This is a genomic window from Candidatus Pelagibacter communis, from assembly GCF_001179925.1.
Classification (GTDB): domain Bacteria; phylum Pseudomonadota; class Alphaproteobacteria; order Pelagibacterales; family Pelagibacteraceae; genus Pelagibacter; species Pelagibacter ubique_E.
In genome coordinates this window covers 57,814-75,073 of sequence record NZ_CVSF01000068.1, presented here as the reverse complement: position 1 = coordinate 75,073, position 17,260 = coordinate 57,814, and the positions used below count along the sequence as shown (strand labels likewise).

Sequence of the window (17,260 nt, the reverse complement as noted above, 5' to 3'; positions counted from 1 at the left end):
TGAAAACTATCATAAACGAACTATGTATTGTTATTCATGACTAATTTCTTTAAAAATTCAGATTTATCGAGAAATGATGCTGAGAATATTGTCTCTGACACTTTAAACAAATGTGATGATGGGGAACTTTATTTAGAAGACTCAAAATCAGAGTCAATAATACTAGATGATAATAAAATAAAAGGTTCTAGTTATAGCTCAGATTTAGGTTTTGGTTTTAGGGCTGTTTCAGATGAAATTGTTGCTTACTCTCACTCAAATGAAATATCAAAAAATTCATTAAATCAATCCTCAGAAAGTTTGAAATCGACATTAAGATCAACAAAAGGCACTTATAATCATTCAATTCCTAAAACTAATAAGAAATATTATGAGAACATTAATCCTATAGAACAAAAATCACTTGACGAAAAAATTGAGATTTTAAATAAAGTAAATAATTACTTGCGATCAAAAGATAGCAATGTGAAACAGGTCACAGCCAATTTTAGTGGTGAACAAAAAACAATTGAAATTATTAGATCTGGAGGTGAAACATTATCAGATGTTCGACCCTTGATTAGATTTAATGTTTCTGTAATGCTAGATAAAGATGGAAGAAAAGAGTCTGGAGTTTATGGTATAGGAGGCAGAAAATCATATGACTCTTATTTAAAAGAAGATAATTGGAAAGAAGTATGTGATGAGGCTTTAAGAATTGCCTCTGTAAATTTAGAGAGTAAACCTGCACCAGCTGGAGAAATGAAAGTTGTGTTAGGGCCAGGTTGGCCAGCAATACTTATTCATGAAGCTGTCGGTCATGGTTTAGAAGGAGATTTTAACAGAAAAAAAACTTCTGCGTTTCATAATTTAATGGGTCAAAAAGTTGCAAGCGAAGGAGTTACTATTGTTGACGATGGAACCATTGATAACAGAAGAGGGAGTTTAACAATAGATGACGAAGGTACACCAACAGAAAAAACAGTTTTAATAGAAAATGGAGTATTAAAAAATTTTATGCAAGACAGATTAAATGCTCGATTGATGAAAACCAGATCCACTGGTAGTGGTAGAAGAGAAAATTACAGGCATATAGTTCTTCCTAGAATGAGAAACACAATGATGTTAAATGGTAATCGTACTCAAGAAGAAATGATTAAATCAGTAAATAAAGGAATTTTTGCTGTCAGTTTCGGTGGCGGGCAAGTTGATATTACTTCAGGCAAATTTGTATTTAATTGTACGGAAGCTTACGAAATTATTAATGGCAAAATTGGATCACCTATAAAAGGTGCAACACTTATAGGTGATGGTCCTTCTATTCTAAAAGAGGTATCCATGGTTGGAAACGATATGATGTTAGACCCAGGAATTGGAACTTGTGGGAAAGCTGGACAAGGTGTACCAGTTGGTGTTGCACAACCTTCTATATTGATTAACAAAATGACAGTGGGTGGTACAAAGCTTTAATGATCAAAGATCAGGAATATTTATCTGAAAAAGCATCGTATTGTTTGGATTTAGCAAAAAAAAAAGGAGCAACAGACTCAAGCGTTGTTGTAAGTAATTCAATTTCTGAAACAGTAAATTTCAGGAATAAAAAATTAGACGAGTCTAATAGATCGGATAATCTTGCTATAGGTATAACAACTTACATTGATAAAAAAAAATCATCAATATCATCTTCAAATTTATTAAAAGAGAATTTAGATATTCTTATTGAAAAATGTATTGAAACTACAAAAAATACACCAGAGGATGAATTTAATTCACTTCCAGATAAAGATTTATTGGCTAAAGAAGTAAAAGATTTAGATTTATATGATGAAACTCACATTAAAAATGAGGATAAAATTGAATATTTAACCAGATTAGAAATTTCAGCTTCGAGTAACAAAAAAATTGTGAATACTGAGTCTAGCTTTACTGAAGATAAATCAAATTTTATCCTAGCTAATAGCGATGGCTTTTGTAAAGGTTATAAAAATTCATCATTTATTGCCTCAAGCGTTACTGTTGCAAAAGATGAAAAAAGTATGGAACGTGACTATGAATATACAAGCAAATGTCATCTAAGAGATATTAAAGATGCAGAAGTATTAGGAAAATTAGCCGCTAAACAAACTATAAGAAAACTCAGTCCAAAAAAAATTAGTAGTGAAAAGATTGCCTTAATTTTTGATAAAAGAATTGCAAAAGGAATTTTAAGTACTTTTGCCAATGCAATTTCATCGTCTGCTATTTCAAGAGGAACATCATTTTTAAAAGATAAGATAAATCAGAAAATATTTTCAGATGAAATCAATATCTTTGATAAACCTGATATATTAAAAGGTCTTGGCTCAAGGGTCTTTGACGCTGAGGGAGTTAAAACTGATACATTAAAATTAGTAGAACAAGGAGTTCTGAGGCATTACCTGATAGATACCTATAATGGAAAAAAGTTGAAACTTAGATCTAATGGTCGAAGTGGCGGAACAAGCAATCTTTACTTTAATAATGGGAAAGTTTCTTATAAAGATCTTTTGAATTCAAATTCAAAATGTCTTTATTTAACCGAAACCATTGGTCATGGGAGCAATATTGTTACGGGCGATTATTCAGTGGGTGCCACAGGTTTTTTAATTGAAAACGGTGAATTCAAATATCCAATTAACGAAATTACAATCGCGGGAAATTTTAAAGAAATGTTTCAAAATATAACACTCGCTAATGATCTAGAATTTGAGTATTCAACAAATTCTCCAACAATGATGATCGAAGGAATGGTAGTTGCAGGTAAATAATAGTATCTATTCAAAATTTTTTAAACGATATTCCCAATTTCCCATTCTAGAATATGATATTCTTATAATTTGAGCATTTTTTTTATCATACCAAATATTAAAATCTAATCTTTTATCTTTTGGTAAAGTCATATCTTTAGATTTAAGTGTGAAATGATCTACATTATAAATTTTTCCATATTGTTCAATTTTTACTTTTCCAATAAAAGTAACAACCTGTTCTTTTATACTTCCTGAAATTGGACTAATTTGACTATCTGCTTGCAAAATTTTATGATTCCACCAATTTCCAATAACATTATCAATGGATGCACCTCCATTATAAGAAGAACCTTTAATATCAAATTTTTTTGAATTTTTGTCAAAAATGAGTTCTACAAATTTTTGTTTATCGTTTTGTTTAGTTTTAGAATTGAATGAAATTAGTTGATTTTTAAAATATTTTTCTTCACTATATCCTTCGATTTTAAATATTGTTGCTCCCAAAACTTTTACAGAAAACTTAGTTCTATTTGTAATAATAGTGTTATTACCTTTTCTAACAAATGAATAATTACTATAACCAATTAATTGACCATTCCTGAAAATTTCCATTTCAATTTTATTTAAATTTTTATAATGATCCATATGGGCTAATGAAATGGAGGAAAAAAGTGCAAATATTAAAATGATAACAAATTTTTTCATTTGGCAATTACATTATTAAACTTTATCAATAATAGAAATAACTTATTAAGAAATGTTTTTAAAAATAAAGAAAATACCAAAGGTAAATTGGAGTTCTGAAAAACCATATAATTTTAAACCAAAATTTTCCACATTCTTTTTTTTATGCTTTGGATTAATGCTTTTCGGATTGGGTGAAGGCTTATTAATAGTATCTTTCACTGGAGCATCTCCTTGGAGTGTTTTGGCTCAGGGAATTTCTTTAAACGTGAATTTAAGCATAGGAACAATTACACTGTTAATAAGTATAGCTGTTCTAATTTTGTGGATACCATTAGGTCAAAAACCTGGAATGGGAACAATTTTCAATGCTTTAATAATTGCTTTAATGATAGATATTTGTATTAAATTTGTTCCAACCCCTTCAAATTTGATTTATCAATTTATTTTAGCAGTAGTGTCAGTAATAACAGTAGGAATAGGTGGAGGTATTTACTTAGTATCTAATTTAGGAGCAGGACCAAGAGATGGTTTAATGATAGGTTTACAAAAAATATCAAACTTACCAATTGCTGTTGTGAGAGCAACATTAGAAATTTCAGTTGTTAGTATTGGATGGTATTTGGGTGGTACAGTTGGATTTGGAACTTTGCTTTTTGCTTTTGGAATTGGTCCATGTGTTGCTTTAGGATTATATCTGGTAGATAAAATTTTTAATTAAGCTGCAGCTCCTGATTTTTCGCTTTTTTTTCTTTCATGAGGATCAAGAATAGCTTTTCTTAATCTACACGATTCTGGTGTTATCTCTAAAGCTTCATCAGTATTTAACATGCTTAATTGCTCGGCAATTGACATTTTTCGTACTGGGGTCAAAACAACATTTTCATCAGTCCCTTGAGTTCTCATATTAGTTAACTTTTTACCCTTCATAACATTAATAATCATATCGCCTGGTTTAGGCGATAGACCAACAATCATACCAGGATAAACAGGATCATTATGAGTTACAAACATTTCACCTCTTGCCTGTAAATTAAAAATTGCAAAAGCAACTGCTTTACCTTTTTCCATTGAAATTAAAGCGCCATTTCTCCTTCCTTCCATATTACCTTCAAATGGTCCATATGCATGAAAGATTCTATTTATTACTCCATTTCCTTTTGTAATTGTTAAAAATCTACTAGTGTATCCCATTAATCCTCTCGTTGGAGCATGAAAAATCAGACGTTTTTTATTTTTACCTGTATCCTTCAACTCTATTAACTTACCTTTTCTTTTGTTCATTGAATCTATAACTTTTGAGGAATATTCTTCATCAAGATCCATAGTAATTTCTTCTATTGGCTCAAGTTTATTTCCGTTTTCATCTTTTTTATATAAAACCTTTGGGGGAGTTACTGTCATTTCAAAACCTTCTCTTCTCATTTGAGTAAGTAATATTTCTAACATTAATTCACCTCTCCCACTTACTACAAAAGAGTCTTTTCCGTCGTTCTCAGAAAAAGTGATTCCCACATTGTTTTGTGCTTCTTGAATTAACCGATCTCTAATTTGAGTACTGGTAAGTTTTTTTCCTTCAGTACCCGCCAAAGGAGATGTATTTACAGTAATTGTAATAGACATTGTCGGAGGATCGATTGGTGTTGCTGCTATTGGATCCATAACTACTAAATCACATATAGTATCAGCTACATTTGCTTTCTCTAGTCCAGCTATTACAACAATATCTCCAGCCACTCCGACTTCAATTGGAACTTTTTTTGTACCTTCATATCTAAATATTTTAGTTAATCTTCCTTCATCAATTTTTTCTCCACTCAAATTAATTGCTTTAATTGATTGATTAGCTTTAGCTGTTCCTTGGTTAATTCTTCCAACTAGACTTCTTCCTAAAAAACTATCTGAATATAATAATGTTGATAGCATCGCAAAAGGCTTTGTTTTGTCTAATTCAGCTGGTTTTACATGTTCTATTATTTTATTCAAAAGTGGATTTAAGTTTTCCCTTGCACCATCAATCTCCGTGTCGGCCCAACCCGATCTTCCACTAGCATAAAGAACTGGAAAATCTAATTGATCCTCGTTTGCATCTAAACTTACAAATAAATCAAATGTTTCATTTAAAACATCATTTGCTCTTTGATCGGTTTTATCCAATTTATTTATAACTACTATTGGTTTTAATCCTTGTTTTAATGCTTTGGCTAAAACAAATTTTGTTTGTGGCATTACACCTTCAGCTGAGTCAATTAACAATAAAGCACCATCTGCCATACTTAAAACTCTCTCCACTTCAGCAGCGAAATCTCTATGCCCAGGGGTATCTATTATATTTATTCTCGAGTTATTCCAATTTATTGAAGCTGGTTTTGCTAAAATAGTTATACCTCTTTCTTTTTCTAATTCGCCAGAGTCTAAAAGTCTTTCGTCTACTATTTCATTTTCTCTAAAAGATCCACTTTGCTTCATTAAATTGTCAATCAAAGTAGTTTTTCCATGATCAACATGAGCTATGATTGTTATGTTTCTTATTTCTTGGCTCATAAATTCTCGCCGTTATACATTAAAAAAAGACTTTGAAAACTCAAAAAAAACCACGTTATACTTGCTTTTAATGATCAAAACTTAATAATCTTTATGTTTTCTGATTTTATCTTAACAAATCAATTGTTTGTTGATTTGGAAAAATTTCTAAGAACTTAGTTTTACGTATATACAAAATATCAATTTGTACTAAAATATTATCCATATAGTGTATCTCACAAATATCATAAGGCACAAAACCTATTGTATCTAAATATTTAATGCATTCACTTAAATTAGGAGAATTTAAATTATACTCTATTATTGGTGTTTCTAAATATAGAAGATTGCAAGTATCTAGTGTTTTTTTTGAACCCTTCAAAATATCAATCTCACTTCCTTGAGTATCTATTTTAATAAAATTTGGATGATCTAAATTATTTTTTTCAACAATATCATCTAGTGTTGTAGTAGTAACATTTTTAGATTTATATCTTTCGTCATATCTCTCAGACTGCTCTCTATAATAAGAATCTCCAGTAAGCCCTCTTGAATAAAATTTTAATTCTTTTTTTGTGTCCGAGAGAACTCCAAGAAAATAGTCAAATTTTGTATCGATTAAATATTTTTCATTACTCACATTTGCCTCAAACAAATAAAATTTTTTATTTTTTAAAGATTTTTTACTTATACCTTTGCTCCATTCACCTTTATATGCTCCAATGTCATATATTATTTCTAAATTTAATCCTTTCTTTATGAGCTCGTTTAAATTGTAATCTAACTTATGTTTGTAAAGAGATTTAAATAATGTCTTAAATTTTTTAGAAAAAATTTTAAAAAAGTTAAATTTTATACTCATGTTTTTAAATTAATTAAAATATATAGCTCATTTTCTTTAATTTACCTTTAAAAACAAAAAAAAACGCCAGAGAGGTTGATTTCTCTGGCGTTTATTAATTCTTAGAAAGGAATAGCGGGTTTACATTCCCATGCCACCCATGCCTCCCATACCACCCATGCCACCCATTCCACCAGGCATTCCGGCAGGAGCAGCATCTTTTTCCTCTGGTTTGTCAGCTATCATAGCCTCAGTCGTTACTAGCAACCCAGAAATAGAAGCAGCATCTTGAAGAGCTGTTCTAACAACTTTTACCGGATCGATAATTCCTTTAGCAAACATGTCACAATATTCCTCATTTTGTGCATCATAGCCATGTGTCTTTTTATTTTGTTCTAAAAGTTTGCCAACAACTACTGATCCATCCACACCAGCATTTTTTGTAATTTGTCTTATAGGAGCCTCTAATGCTCTTCTTACCAAATCAACACCAGCTTTTTGATCTTCACCTTTAGCTTTAACTTTTTCAAGTTCTTGAGCAGCATACAATAGGGCACAACCACCACCAGTTACGATACCTTCTTCAACGGCAGCTCTAGTAGCATTTAAAGCATCTTCGACTCTGTCTTTTCTTTCTTTAACTTCAACTTCTGTAGCTCCACCAACTTTAATGACTGCAACGCCACCGGCTAATTTTGCTAATCTCTCTTGCAGTTTTTCTTTGTCGTAGTCTGAAGTTGTTTCATCAATTTGTTGTTTGATTGAAGAACATCTAGCTTCTATATCTGATTTTTTACCAGAACCATTAACTATAGTGCTGTTATCTTTATCAACCTTAACTTTTTTACAAGAACCAAGATCTTCAAGTTTAACGTTTTCAAGTTTAATTCCTAAGTCTTCAGAAATAACTGAACCACCAGTAAGAATTGCAATGTCTTCAAGCATAGCTTTTCTTCTGTCACCAAACCCTGGTGCTTTTACAGCTACAACTTTTAAACCACCTCTTAATTTATTTACCACTAAAGTAGCTAATGCTTCACCCTCAACATCTTCAGAAATAATCATTAATGGTCTTCCAGCCTGAACAACTGCCTCTAAAAGAGGAACCATTGGTTGTAGGTTTGTTAATTTTTTTTCGTGTAATAGAATAAAAGGATTTTCTAATTCAGTTGTCATTTTATCACTATTAGTAATAAAGTATGGAGATAAGTATCCTCTATCAAACTGCATACCTTCAACAACATCTAGTTCTGTCTCAATTCCTTTGTTTTCCTCAACCGTGATAACACCTTCGTTACCAACTTTTTGCATTGCTTTCGAAATCATAGTGCCAATTTCTTTATCGCCATTTGCAGAAATTGTTCCAACTTGAGCAATCTCATCACTATCTTTTACTTTTTTAGCTGAAGATACAAGATTTTGTTTTACTACATCTACCGCAGCATCAATTCCTCTTTTTACATCCATAGGGTTCATACCTGCAGTAACATATTTTACACCCTCTTTTACAATTGCTTGTGCAAGAATAGTTGCTGTAGTTGTTCCATCACCAGCTTCATCATTCGTTTTGCTAGCAACTTCTTTAACCATTTGAGCACCCATGTTTTCAAATTTATCTTCGAGATCAATTTCTTTAGCAACAGAAACACCATCTTTTGTAATTCTTGGAGCACCATAAGATTTGTCCATAACTACGTTTCTTCCTTTTGGTCCTAGTGTTACTTTAACCGTATCAGCAAGGATATTTACTCCTCTAATCATTGCTGCCCTTGCTTCTGCATCAAATTTTACTACTTTTGCCATTTTATTTTCTCCTTTAAATTAAATTATTTGCTTGAAATTCCCATAATGTCTGACTCTTTCATTATGCTGTATTCCTTGCCATCAATTTTAACTTCAGTTCCTGACCATTTGCCAAATAAAACTTTATCTCCAACTTTTACATCCATTGGTATCGTTTTGCCGTCTTCAGTTTTTGCACCACCACCAACTGCAACCACTTTGCCTTCTTGAGGTTTTTCCTGTGCTGTATCAGGTATGATTATTCCACCAGCAGTTTTTTCACTGCTATCTAAAACTTCTATTAAAACTCTATCGTGTAACGGTCTAAATTTCATAAAATTCTCCTTTATAAATATGCACTTCATATAGATATTTGACCTACTATTTCAAGATGTTCTTAAAATTTACTTTTTTAAAAAATGTAGGAAATTCAAGGTTTAATGGTTTATAGATAAATTAATGACTAAAAATTTAGATCAAGAGGGGCTTAGTTCTATAGCACAGAACTATAGTTTGTTTTATATAGATCTGTGGGGAGTTATTCATAATGGCATTTCATTATATAAAGAGGCTATTAACGTTTTACAACAACTTAAAAAAAATGATAAAGAATTCGTCTTACTTACAAACGCTCCAAGACCAAATACGACTGTAAAAGATTTTTTAGAAAAAATGGGACTTGATAACAATTTTCGTAAGCATGTTTATAGCTCTGGAGAAGCTGCTTTGGATTACTTAAAAAAAAATTTTTCAACTGAAAAATTTTATCATATAGGACCTCCAAGAGACTTTGACTTATTTAAAGCTTTTGAAAAAAAAAAATCAAAAGATATAGATGATTGTGATTATTTTTTATGCACAGGTTTATTTGATAATAAAAGTGAAGATTTAAATTATTATAAAGATTTACTAGAAAAAAAAATAAAAAAAAAAATGGTGTGTACAAATCCAGATTTAATTGTAGATAGAGGAAGTAAAAGGGAATTATGTGCAGGGTCTGTTGCTATGGTTTTTGAAAAAATGGGAGGAGAAGTAATTTATTTTGGAAAACCTTATCCGGAAGTTTATAATCAGTCTATAAATAATAAAGATAAAAAAATACTTTGTATAGGTGATAACCTTAATACAGATATCAAAGGTGCCAATTTATTAAATTATGACTCTTTATTAATTACAAATGGAATTCATAAAAAAGAGATTGAAGACAATGGTTTAGAAAATATTTTTAAGGATTACGAAGCTATTTGTAATTTCACTCAAAGTGAATTGAAGTGGTAAATTAAATGAAAACTTATAAAAATTTTAATTTAAAAAAAAAACATAAAAGATCAATAATTTTAATTGGAAATTTTGATGGACTTCACCTAGGTCATAGAAAATTATTTAATTTAGCAAAAAGATATAAAAAAAAACTTAGATTGAATATAGGTGTTTTGACTTTTGAACCAATGCCTAAAATGTTTTTTAATAAAAAAATCAAAAATTTTAGAATATCTAATTTAGATCAAAAAAAAAAATTACTTAATGAATTTGGAGTAGATTTTGTGATTAATAAAAAATTTGATATTAGATTCTCCAAAGTAAAATCTATAAATTTTATCAGAGATATAATATTCAAAAAATTAAATGCAAAATTCATCTTTGTAAGTAATAACTTTAAGTTTGGAAATAAAAGAGAAGGAAATGTCAATCAATTAATTAATTATGAAAAAAAATATAGATATAAGATAATAAATCCAAAACCTTTAAAGTTTAAACGAAAGATAGCTTCATCATCCTTGATTAGAAATTATTTAGAAAAAGGTTATTTGAATAAAGCAAATAAATTATTGAATAGGAATTGGACAATTATTGGAAAAGTTGAAAAGGGAAGACAATACGGAAAAAAAATTGGTTTTCCAACATGCAATATTGATATCAAAGATTATGTTTTAGCTAAACCAGGTGTTTATGCCGTTAGAGCCAATACAAAAAATTCTAAATCTAAAATCAAAGGAATAGCTAATTTAGGTTATAGACCTACATTTAATCAACATAAGTTATTACTAGAGGTTCATTTGTTCAATTTTTCTGGAAATCTTTACAATAAGTATTTGTCAGTTGAGTTTATAAAATTTATAAGAAAAGAAAAAAAATTTAGAAATGTTAAACAATTACAAAATCAAATTAAGAGTGATTTGTTAATTGCAAAAAAAACATAATGAGTAAATCCCAAATCAACTTACCAAAAACAGCTTTTTCTATGAAAGCTAATTTGCCAACAAGGGAACCAGAAATTTTAAAATATTGGCAAGAAATAAATTTATATAAAGAGTTAAGAAGTTCTAGAAAAGGAAAAGAAAAATTTGTTCTTCATGATGGCCCTCCATATGCAAATGGAAATATACATATGGGCACAGCTCTAAATAAAATTCTGAAAGATATAATTGTAAAATTTCATCAAATGGATGGAAAAGATTCTGTTTATGTTCCCGGATGGGATTGTCATGGATTGCCAATTGAATGGAAAATTGAGGAACAATATAAAAAAAATAAAAAAAATAAAAACGAAGTCCCTATAGTTGAGTTTAGAAAAGAATGTAGAGCATTCGCTGAAAAATGGATTGATGTTCATAAAAGTCAATTTAAAAGATTAGGTGTAGTAGGAGACTGGGAAAATTATTACTCTACAATGAGTTTTGATGCCGAAGCCCAAATAGTTAGAGAGCTTGGAAAGTTTTTAAAAGAGGGGAGTTTATATAGAGGATTTAAACCAGTCTTGTGGTCTACAGTAGAAAAAACTGCTCTTGCTGACGCTGAAGTAGAATATTTAGATCATAAATCAGATACTATTTATGCATTATTTTCTGTCAAATCGTCAAATATAAAAGAATTAAATGGAAGTGAAATAGTTATTTGGACCACTACCCCCTGGACTATCCCAGCAAATAAAGCTTTAGCTTATAATGAAAGTTTAGATTACTTATTAATTCAAGTTGATTCTGAAAATATTAAGAATGAAAAAATTGTTATTGCTGAAGCTTTAAAAGAGAATGTTTTAAAAGAATGTGGAATAAGTAGTTTTAAAATTATTAAAAAATTTAAAGGAAAAGATTTTCAAGGAACTATATGTCTACACCCGTTTTATGATCTTGGATATAAATATGATATTCCAATGCTGGAAGCAAGATTTGTAACAACAGAACAAGGAACTGGAATTGTTCACTGCGCCCCAAGTCATGGTCCTGATGATTTTAATCTATGTTTGAATAATGGTATTAAAGCGGTTGAAACAGTTGATGGAGACGGAAAGTATACAAAAAATGTTCCACTTTTTGAAGGTCAACATATTTTTAAATCAAACTCAGTTGTTATTAAAAAACTGAAAGATCAAAATAAATTATTATCTAATGGTGAATTGATTCATTCATACCCTCACTCTTGGAGATCTAAGGCTCCATTAGTTCATAGGGCAACGCCTCAATGGTTTATTTCTATGGATAGTCATAAATTAAGAGATAAAGCTCTGAAAGCTATTGATGATACTAATTTTTATCCTGTCAAGGGTAAAGAAAGATTAAAATCAATGATTGAAACAAGACCAGATTGGTGTGTTTCTAGACAGAGAGTATGGGGAGTACCTCTTCCAATATTTATTAATAAAGATACAAAAGAAATTTTGGTTGATGATGAGGTTTATGAAAATATTGCAAATATTTATGAGAAAGAAGGTTCTGATTGTTGGTTTTCAGATGACCCTCAAAAATTTTTAGGAAAAAAGTATAAAGCAGAAAATTTTGAAAAATTAAGTGATATTGTTGAAGTATGGTTCGATAGTGGCTCTACGCACTCTTTTGTTTTAGAAAAAAGGAAAGATTTGAAATGGCCTGCTTCTATGTATTTGGAAGGTTCAGATCAACATAGAGGTTGGTTTCATTCATCTTTACTTGAGTCGTGCGGAACTAGGGGTAAAGCTCCGTTTGAATCAATCCTGTCCCATGGATTTGTGGTTGATGGAAAAGGTCTTAAGATGTCTAAATCATTGGGAAATGTAATTGCTCCAGAGGATATACTAAAAAAATATGGTGCAGACATTTTAAGGATATGGGTAGCTTCATCTAACTATGCTGAAGATTTAAGAATTGATTATTCAATATTAGATCAACATTCTGAGTCTTATAGAAAAATAAGAAATACTTTTAGATACTTATTAGGCAATTTAAATGATCATTTCGAAGATATAAATCTTAAGAACCTCGATTTGAATAATATGCCTGAATTGGAGAAATATATGCTTCACAAAATCTATAGTTTAGATGTAAATTTTTATAAATATTTCAAAAATTACGATTTCCATAATCTCTATAAAGAACTTTTAAATTTTTGCACAGTTGATTTATCTGCCTTTTATTTTGATATAAGAAAAGATACTTTATACTGTGATCCAATTAATTCTGAAAAAAGAAAAAACACTCTAGTTTTACTTAACATTATTTTAAACTCACTACTTAGATGGTTTGCACCAATTTTGTCATTTACAACTGAAGAAATTTATAGGTTAATTAAAAAAGATAAAAAGAGTATTCATTTAGAAAATTTTTTAGATTTTCCAAAAAAATTCGAAAACGCTGAGCTTAATTCAAAATGGTTAAAATTGCTTAAGATTAGAGATGCTTGTAACTTAAGTATTGAGGAAAAAAGAGCAAATAAAGAAATCGGTTCTAGCTTAGAAGCTGAGTTATTGGTTAAATTAAATGAAAATAATCAAAAAATTATTGAAGGAATAGATTTATCGGAATTGTGTATTACTTCTTTAGTTAAAATTGAAAAAAGCGATAAACAAGAAATCACAGTCCAAACGACCAAGGCTAAGGGACAAAAATGTCCAGTTTGCTGGAAAATAAGCACGTCACCGTGTGAAAGACATAATAATAAATGATATGTCAAAAAAATATTTTTTAAATTTTTTTTTTATAATAATTATTTTTTGTATTGATAGAATAAGCAAGTTGCTTGTCATTAGATTTGCTGAGGCACAAGGAGAAATGAATATAAACGTAACATCCTTTTTAAATTTTAATTTAATTTGGAATGAAGGAATAGCTTTTGGTTTATTTTCATTTGATCAAAAAATTTATTATAATTTATTAACAATTTTCATATTTATAATAATATTAATTATCTTTTGGTTAATGATTAAATCTAAAGGTTTAGAAAAATTCAGCTTTATAATGATAATAGGTGGATCTTTGGGAAATATATTTGATAGAATTTATTATTCAGCTGTCCCTGATTTTATAGATATATATTTTGATAATTTTCATTGGTTTATATTTAATGTTGCTGATATATTCATTTCATTAGGAGTAATTATTCTAATAAGTTTGGAGTTTTTTAAGAAAAGATATGAGTAAAATTTTTGCTTTTATAATTTTAATGTTATTTTTGTCTGGTTGTCAGTCAGCGAAAGATGCTTTTACTTTGAAAAAAAAATCAAGTGCCGATGAATTCTTGGTTGAAAAAAAAAGCCCATTAGTTTTACCTCCTGACTATAATAAGTTACCTTTACCAGATGATAAAATAAAAGATGAAAATGAAACTAAAGATGATGACATTAAACTTATAATTGGAAGTAATAATGAAAATTCATCTAAAAATACTGAAAAGAATAATATACCAGCATCTCTAGAAGAATCTATTTTAAAACAAATAAAATAATTTGATGTTAGGAAAAGACATAAAAATTAAAAATTTTATCCTAAAGAAAAATTCTCTTTTACATAAAAAGATTTTTAAAATTTATAAAAATTTTATAAACGAAAATAATGAAATTAAATTTTCCTTAACAAACAAATATAAAGATTCTTTTTTAAGTAAAAAAATTAATAAGTTTAAAAAAATTAATCATATTGCACTGATTGGAATGGGAGGGTCCATTCTTGGCGCTAAAGCTATATATAAATTTTTAAATCCTAAAAATAAAAATATTGATTTTTACGATAATTATTCAAATTCTAACCTAAAGAATAGTAACAAAAAAAAAATAACTCTTATAATTTCTAAATCAGGAAATACTTTAGAAACAATTTCAAATTCAAATATTTTGATAAAAGAAAAAGATATTAATATATTTTTAACAGAAAACAAAAAAAGTTACTTAACTGAGTTAGCTAAAAAATTAAAATGTGAAGTAGTTCACCATAATAATTTTATTGGGGGAAGGTATTCTGTTTTATCTGAAGTAGGAATGCTACCAGCACAATTAATGGGATTTCAACCAAAAAAGTTCAGAAGATTAAATCATCTCGTAAATAATAAGTATTTTATTCAAACACTAATAAAAAATGTTATGAGTATATATAAGCTAATTAATTCAAAAAAAACTAATTCTGTAATTCTAAATTATGATTTTAAGTCAAATGAGTTATTTTATTGGTATCAACAGTTAGTAGCTGAAAGTCTTGGAAAAAAGAATAAAGGTATACTCCCTTTAGTTTCAATGATGCCTCAAGATAACCATAGCTTAATGCAATATTATTTAGATGGAAAACAAAACCATTTTTTTACACTTTTTTTCGTTAAAGAAAAAAATTCAAAAAAAATAAATAATACTAAAATTTTGGATACTCATAATTTTTTAAAAAATAAAAGTCTTAACCAAATTTCTTTCTCTCAATTTCTTGCTACCGAAAAAGTTTTTAAACAAAAAAAAATTCCTTTTAGAAGTTTTATTGTTCAAAACAGAAAAGAGGAGACACTCGGTGAGTTATTTACTTATTTTATCCTTGAAACGATACTCTTAGGAAAATTAATGAACATAAATCCTTATGATCAACCAGCTGTTGAATTAATAAAAAAAGAAACAAAAAAAATTTTAATTTAAGTTAGATAAAAATATTATTTTAGAAATCCCATAAATTTTTTTTTCTATTAATTTAAAATTTAAATTAAAATTATCTTTTTCATTTTTATGTCTATGTAAAATAATTATGCCATTTTTTTTTAAAATTTCTTGTTTATGAATTTGGTCAAGTATATTTGATAAGTTTTTATATTTATAAGGTGGATCTAAAAAAATAATATCAAATTTAATATTAAACTTTAAAAATAGATTTTCATTGAAAATATCTTTTTTAATTATTTCATAATTTTGGACTAGCTTTAAATTATGTAAATTTTTTTTTAATATAGGTAAAACACCCTCATAATTTTCAACAAAAATAACTTTATTTACTCCTCTTGATAAACATTCAATGCCAAAAGATCCTACTCCAGAAAATAAATCTAAAATATATGATTTTGAAAAATCTATCTCAAATTTGTTTGAGTGTTTAATTATATTAAAGATAGATTCCTTTGTAAGATCTTTAAGAGGTCTTGTTTTACTATCTTTTGGTTCTAAAATTTTTTTTCCTTTAAAAGATCCAGATATAATCCTCATTCTTGAATAACCTTATAACCTATATCTTTTCTATAAAATCCATTTTTCCAATTGATTTCTTCGAGGATTTTTAAAGAATTTTGTCTAGCTGATTTAAAATCATTAGATCTCGTAACTATATTCAAAACTCTACCACCATTAGATAAAATTTTATTTTTTACAATTTTAGTTCCAGCGTGAAAAATAAATTGATTTTTATTTAAATTTAATTTTTTTAGATCAATTTCAACATGGTTTGTATAAGTATCAGGATAACCTTGAGAACATAATACAATACAAATTGATTTATCATTGTGCCACTCAATATCTAACTCATGAAGTTTTCTTTGAATACATTTGTCTATAACTATTGAAAAATCAGTTTTTAATTTTGGTAGCAATGTCTGACATTCTGGGTCACCCATCCTAACATTATATTCAATTAAAAAAGGATCTCCATTTACGATCATAAGTCCTGCGTATAGAAAACCTCTATATTGACAATTTAATTCCTGTAAGCCCTTAAGTGTTGGTTCAATAATTCTGTTAATTATTTTAAAATTAAGGTCATTTGTTTCTAGTCTAGAGGGTGAGTATGCTCCCATCCCACCAGTATTTTTACCTTTGTCTCCCTCAAAAACTCTTTTATGATCTTGAGCAGTTCCAAACATTTTATAACTTTTACCGTCTGAGATAATAAAAAAACTCATTTCTTCTCCGTTTAAAAATTCCTCAATAAGTAAATTTTCAGCATTACCAAATTTTCCATTAAATATTTCATCTACTGCTTTAGATGCTTCGTTATAATTTTCAGAAATATAAACACCTTTACCAGCAGCTAAACCATCAGCTTTAATGACTATTGGGAAATTACAATTTTTTAAAAAAGACAATGCTGTATTTGTATCAGAAAAAATTCCAAATTTTGCAGTTGGTATTTTATATTTTTCGCAAATTTTTTTTGTAAATATTTTTGATCCTTCAAGTTGTGAGGCTATTTTATTCGGTCCAAAAACTTTGATATTAAATTTTTCTAAATAATCAACTATTCCATCTACAAGAGGTTTTTCTGGACCAACAATAACAAAATTAATGTTGTTTTTTATTATGAAATCTTTAATTTTTTCAAAATCGTTAATATTTATATCTATATTCTTTGCTATTAAACTTGTACCTGCGTTACCTGGAAAGCAATAAATTTGTTTTATTTTATCTGAACTTTTTAATGAAAAACATAAAGCATGTTCTCGTCCACCACTTCCTATTACACCAACTTTCATATAA

16 protein-coding genes are annotated in these 17,260 nt (G+C 28.4%); 9 read left to right on the top strand and 7 right to left on the bottom strand.

Annotated elements, in window-relative coordinates:
• The first annotated feature begins 36 nt into the window (after positions 1–36).
• Together tldD and AMN70_RS05155 are read left to right on the top strand one after the other, a co-directional pair.
• Positions 37–1,449, top strand: coding sequence for a metalloprotease TldD (gene tldD, locus AMN70_RS05160; RefSeq protein WP_075502448.1), 1,413 nt, complete (start codon positions 37–39; stop codon positions 1,447–1,449).
• Complete coding sequence (locus AMN70_RS05155) at positions 1,449–2,765, top strand: TldD/PmbA family protein (RefSeq protein ID WP_075502445.1); 1,317 nt, start codon at positions 1,449–1,451, stop codon at positions 2,763–2,765. Before tldD ends, AMN70_RS05155 begins: the two co-directional genes overlap by 1 nt.
• A 6-nt stretch (positions 2,766–2,771) precedes the next feature.
• Here AMN70_RS05155 and AMN70_RS05150 read toward each other — a convergent pair whose 3' ends face one another.
• Positions 2,772–3,452 (bottom strand): DUF6134 family protein, encoded by a 681-nt coding sequence (locus tag AMN70_RS05150; RefSeq protein WP_075502443.1) that lies wholly within the window; start codon positions 3,450–3,452, stop codon positions 2,772–2,774.
• A gap of 52 nt (positions 3,453–3,504) precedes the next feature.
• Here AMN70_RS05150 and AMN70_RS05145 point away from each other — a divergent pair, with 52 nt between their 5' ends.
• Complete coding sequence (locus AMN70_RS05145; RefSeq protein WP_075502441.1) at positions 3,505–4,152, top strand: membrane protein YczE; 648 nt, start codon at positions 3,505–3,507, stop codon at positions 4,150–4,152.
• Here AMN70_RS05145 and typA read toward each other — a convergent pair.
• The 4 genes from typA to groES form a co-directional block, all read right to left on the bottom strand.
• Positions 4,149–5,975 (bottom strand): translational GTPase TypA, encoded by a 1,827-nt coding sequence (typA, locus tag AMN70_RS05140; protein WP_075502439.1) that lies wholly within the window; start codon positions 5,973–5,975, stop codon positions 4,149–4,151. The two genes, AMN70_RS05145 and typA, sit on opposite strands and share 4 nt — an antisense overlap.
• 106 nt (positions 5,976–6,081) lie before the next feature.
• Positions 6,082–6,816, bottom strand: coding sequence for an FkbM family methyltransferase (locus AMN70_RS05135; protein WP_075502437.1), 735 nt, complete (start codon positions 6,814–6,816; stop codon positions 6,082–6,084).
• A 120-nt stretch (positions 6,817–6,936) separates the two neighbouring features.
• Complete coding sequence (groL, locus tag AMN70_RS05130) at positions 6,937–8,598, bottom strand: chaperonin GroEL (protein ID WP_075502435.1); 1,662 nt, start codon at positions 8,596–8,598, stop codon at positions 6,937–6,939.
• Between the two features lie 23 nt (positions 8,599–8,621).
• Positions 8,622–8,912, bottom strand: a complete 291-nt coding sequence (groES, locus tag AMN70_RS05125; protein ID WP_075502433.1) for a co-chaperone GroES — start codon at positions 8,910–8,912, stop codon at positions 8,622–8,624.
• Positions 8,913–9,036: 124 nt separating this feature from the next.
• On the opposite strand from groES, the gene AMN70_RS05120 reads away from it, so the two are divergent.
• From AMN70_RS05120 to AMN70_RS05095, 6 genes are read left to right on the top strand one after another with little or no spacing between them, the layout of a single operon-like run.
• Positions 9,037–9,855: a TIGR01459 family HAD-type hydrolase gene (locus tag AMN70_RS05120; RefSeq protein ID WP_075502423.1), complete on the top strand. Its 819-nt coding sequence runs from the start codon at positions 9,037–9,039 to the stop codon at positions 9,853–9,855.
• Positions 9,856–9,860: 5 nt separating this feature from the next.
• The gene (ribF, locus tag AMN70_RS05115; RefSeq protein WP_075502421.1) at positions 9,861–10,778 is read left to right on the top strand and encodes a riboflavin biosynthesis protein RibF; all 918 of its coding nucleotides are present in this window, start codon (positions 9,861–9,863) and stop codon (positions 10,776–10,778) included.
• A complete protein-coding gene (gene ileS, locus AMN70_RS05110; protein ID WP_075502419.1) occupies positions 10,778–13,495 on the top strand; it encodes an isoleucine--tRNA ligase in 2,718 nt (905 codons plus the stop codon). The genes ribF and ileS overlap by 1 nt, the downstream gene beginning before the upstream one ends.
• Position 13,496: 1 nt before the next feature.
• Positions 13,497–13,970, top strand: a complete 474-nt coding sequence (gene lspA / locus AMN70_RS05105; protein WP_256998038.1) for a signal peptidase II — start codon at positions 13,497–13,499, stop codon at positions 13,968–13,970.
• A complete protein-coding gene (locus tag AMN70_RS05100) occupies positions 13,963–14,274 on the top strand; it encodes a DUF3035 domain-containing protein (RefSeq protein WP_082255082.1) in 312 nt (103 codons plus the stop codon). The genes lspA and AMN70_RS05100 overlap by 8 nt, the downstream gene beginning before the upstream one ends.
• A gap of 4 nt (positions 14,275–14,278) precedes the next feature.
• Positions 14,279–15,439: an SIS domain-containing protein gene (locus AMN70_RS05095; protein WP_075502417.1), complete on the top strand. Its 1,161-nt coding sequence runs from the start codon at positions 14,279–14,281 to the stop codon at positions 15,437–15,439.
• On the opposite strand, the gene rsmD is transcribed toward AMN70_RS05095, so the two are convergent.
• Positions 15,431–15,997, bottom strand: a complete 567-nt coding sequence (rsmD, locus tag AMN70_RS05090) for a 16S rRNA (guanine(966)-N(2))-methyltransferase RsmD (protein WP_075502415.1) — start codon at positions 15,995–15,997, stop codon at positions 15,431–15,433. The two genes, AMN70_RS05095 and rsmD, sit on opposite strands and share 9 nt — an antisense overlap.
• Complete coding sequence (gene purD, locus AMN70_RS05085; protein WP_075502413.1) at positions 15,994–17,256, bottom strand: phosphoribosylamine--glycine ligase; 1,263 nt, start codon at positions 17,254–17,256, stop codon at positions 15,994–15,996. The genes rsmD and purD overlap by 4 nt, the downstream gene beginning before the upstream one ends.
• Positions 17,257–17,260 lie beyond the last annotated feature (4 nt).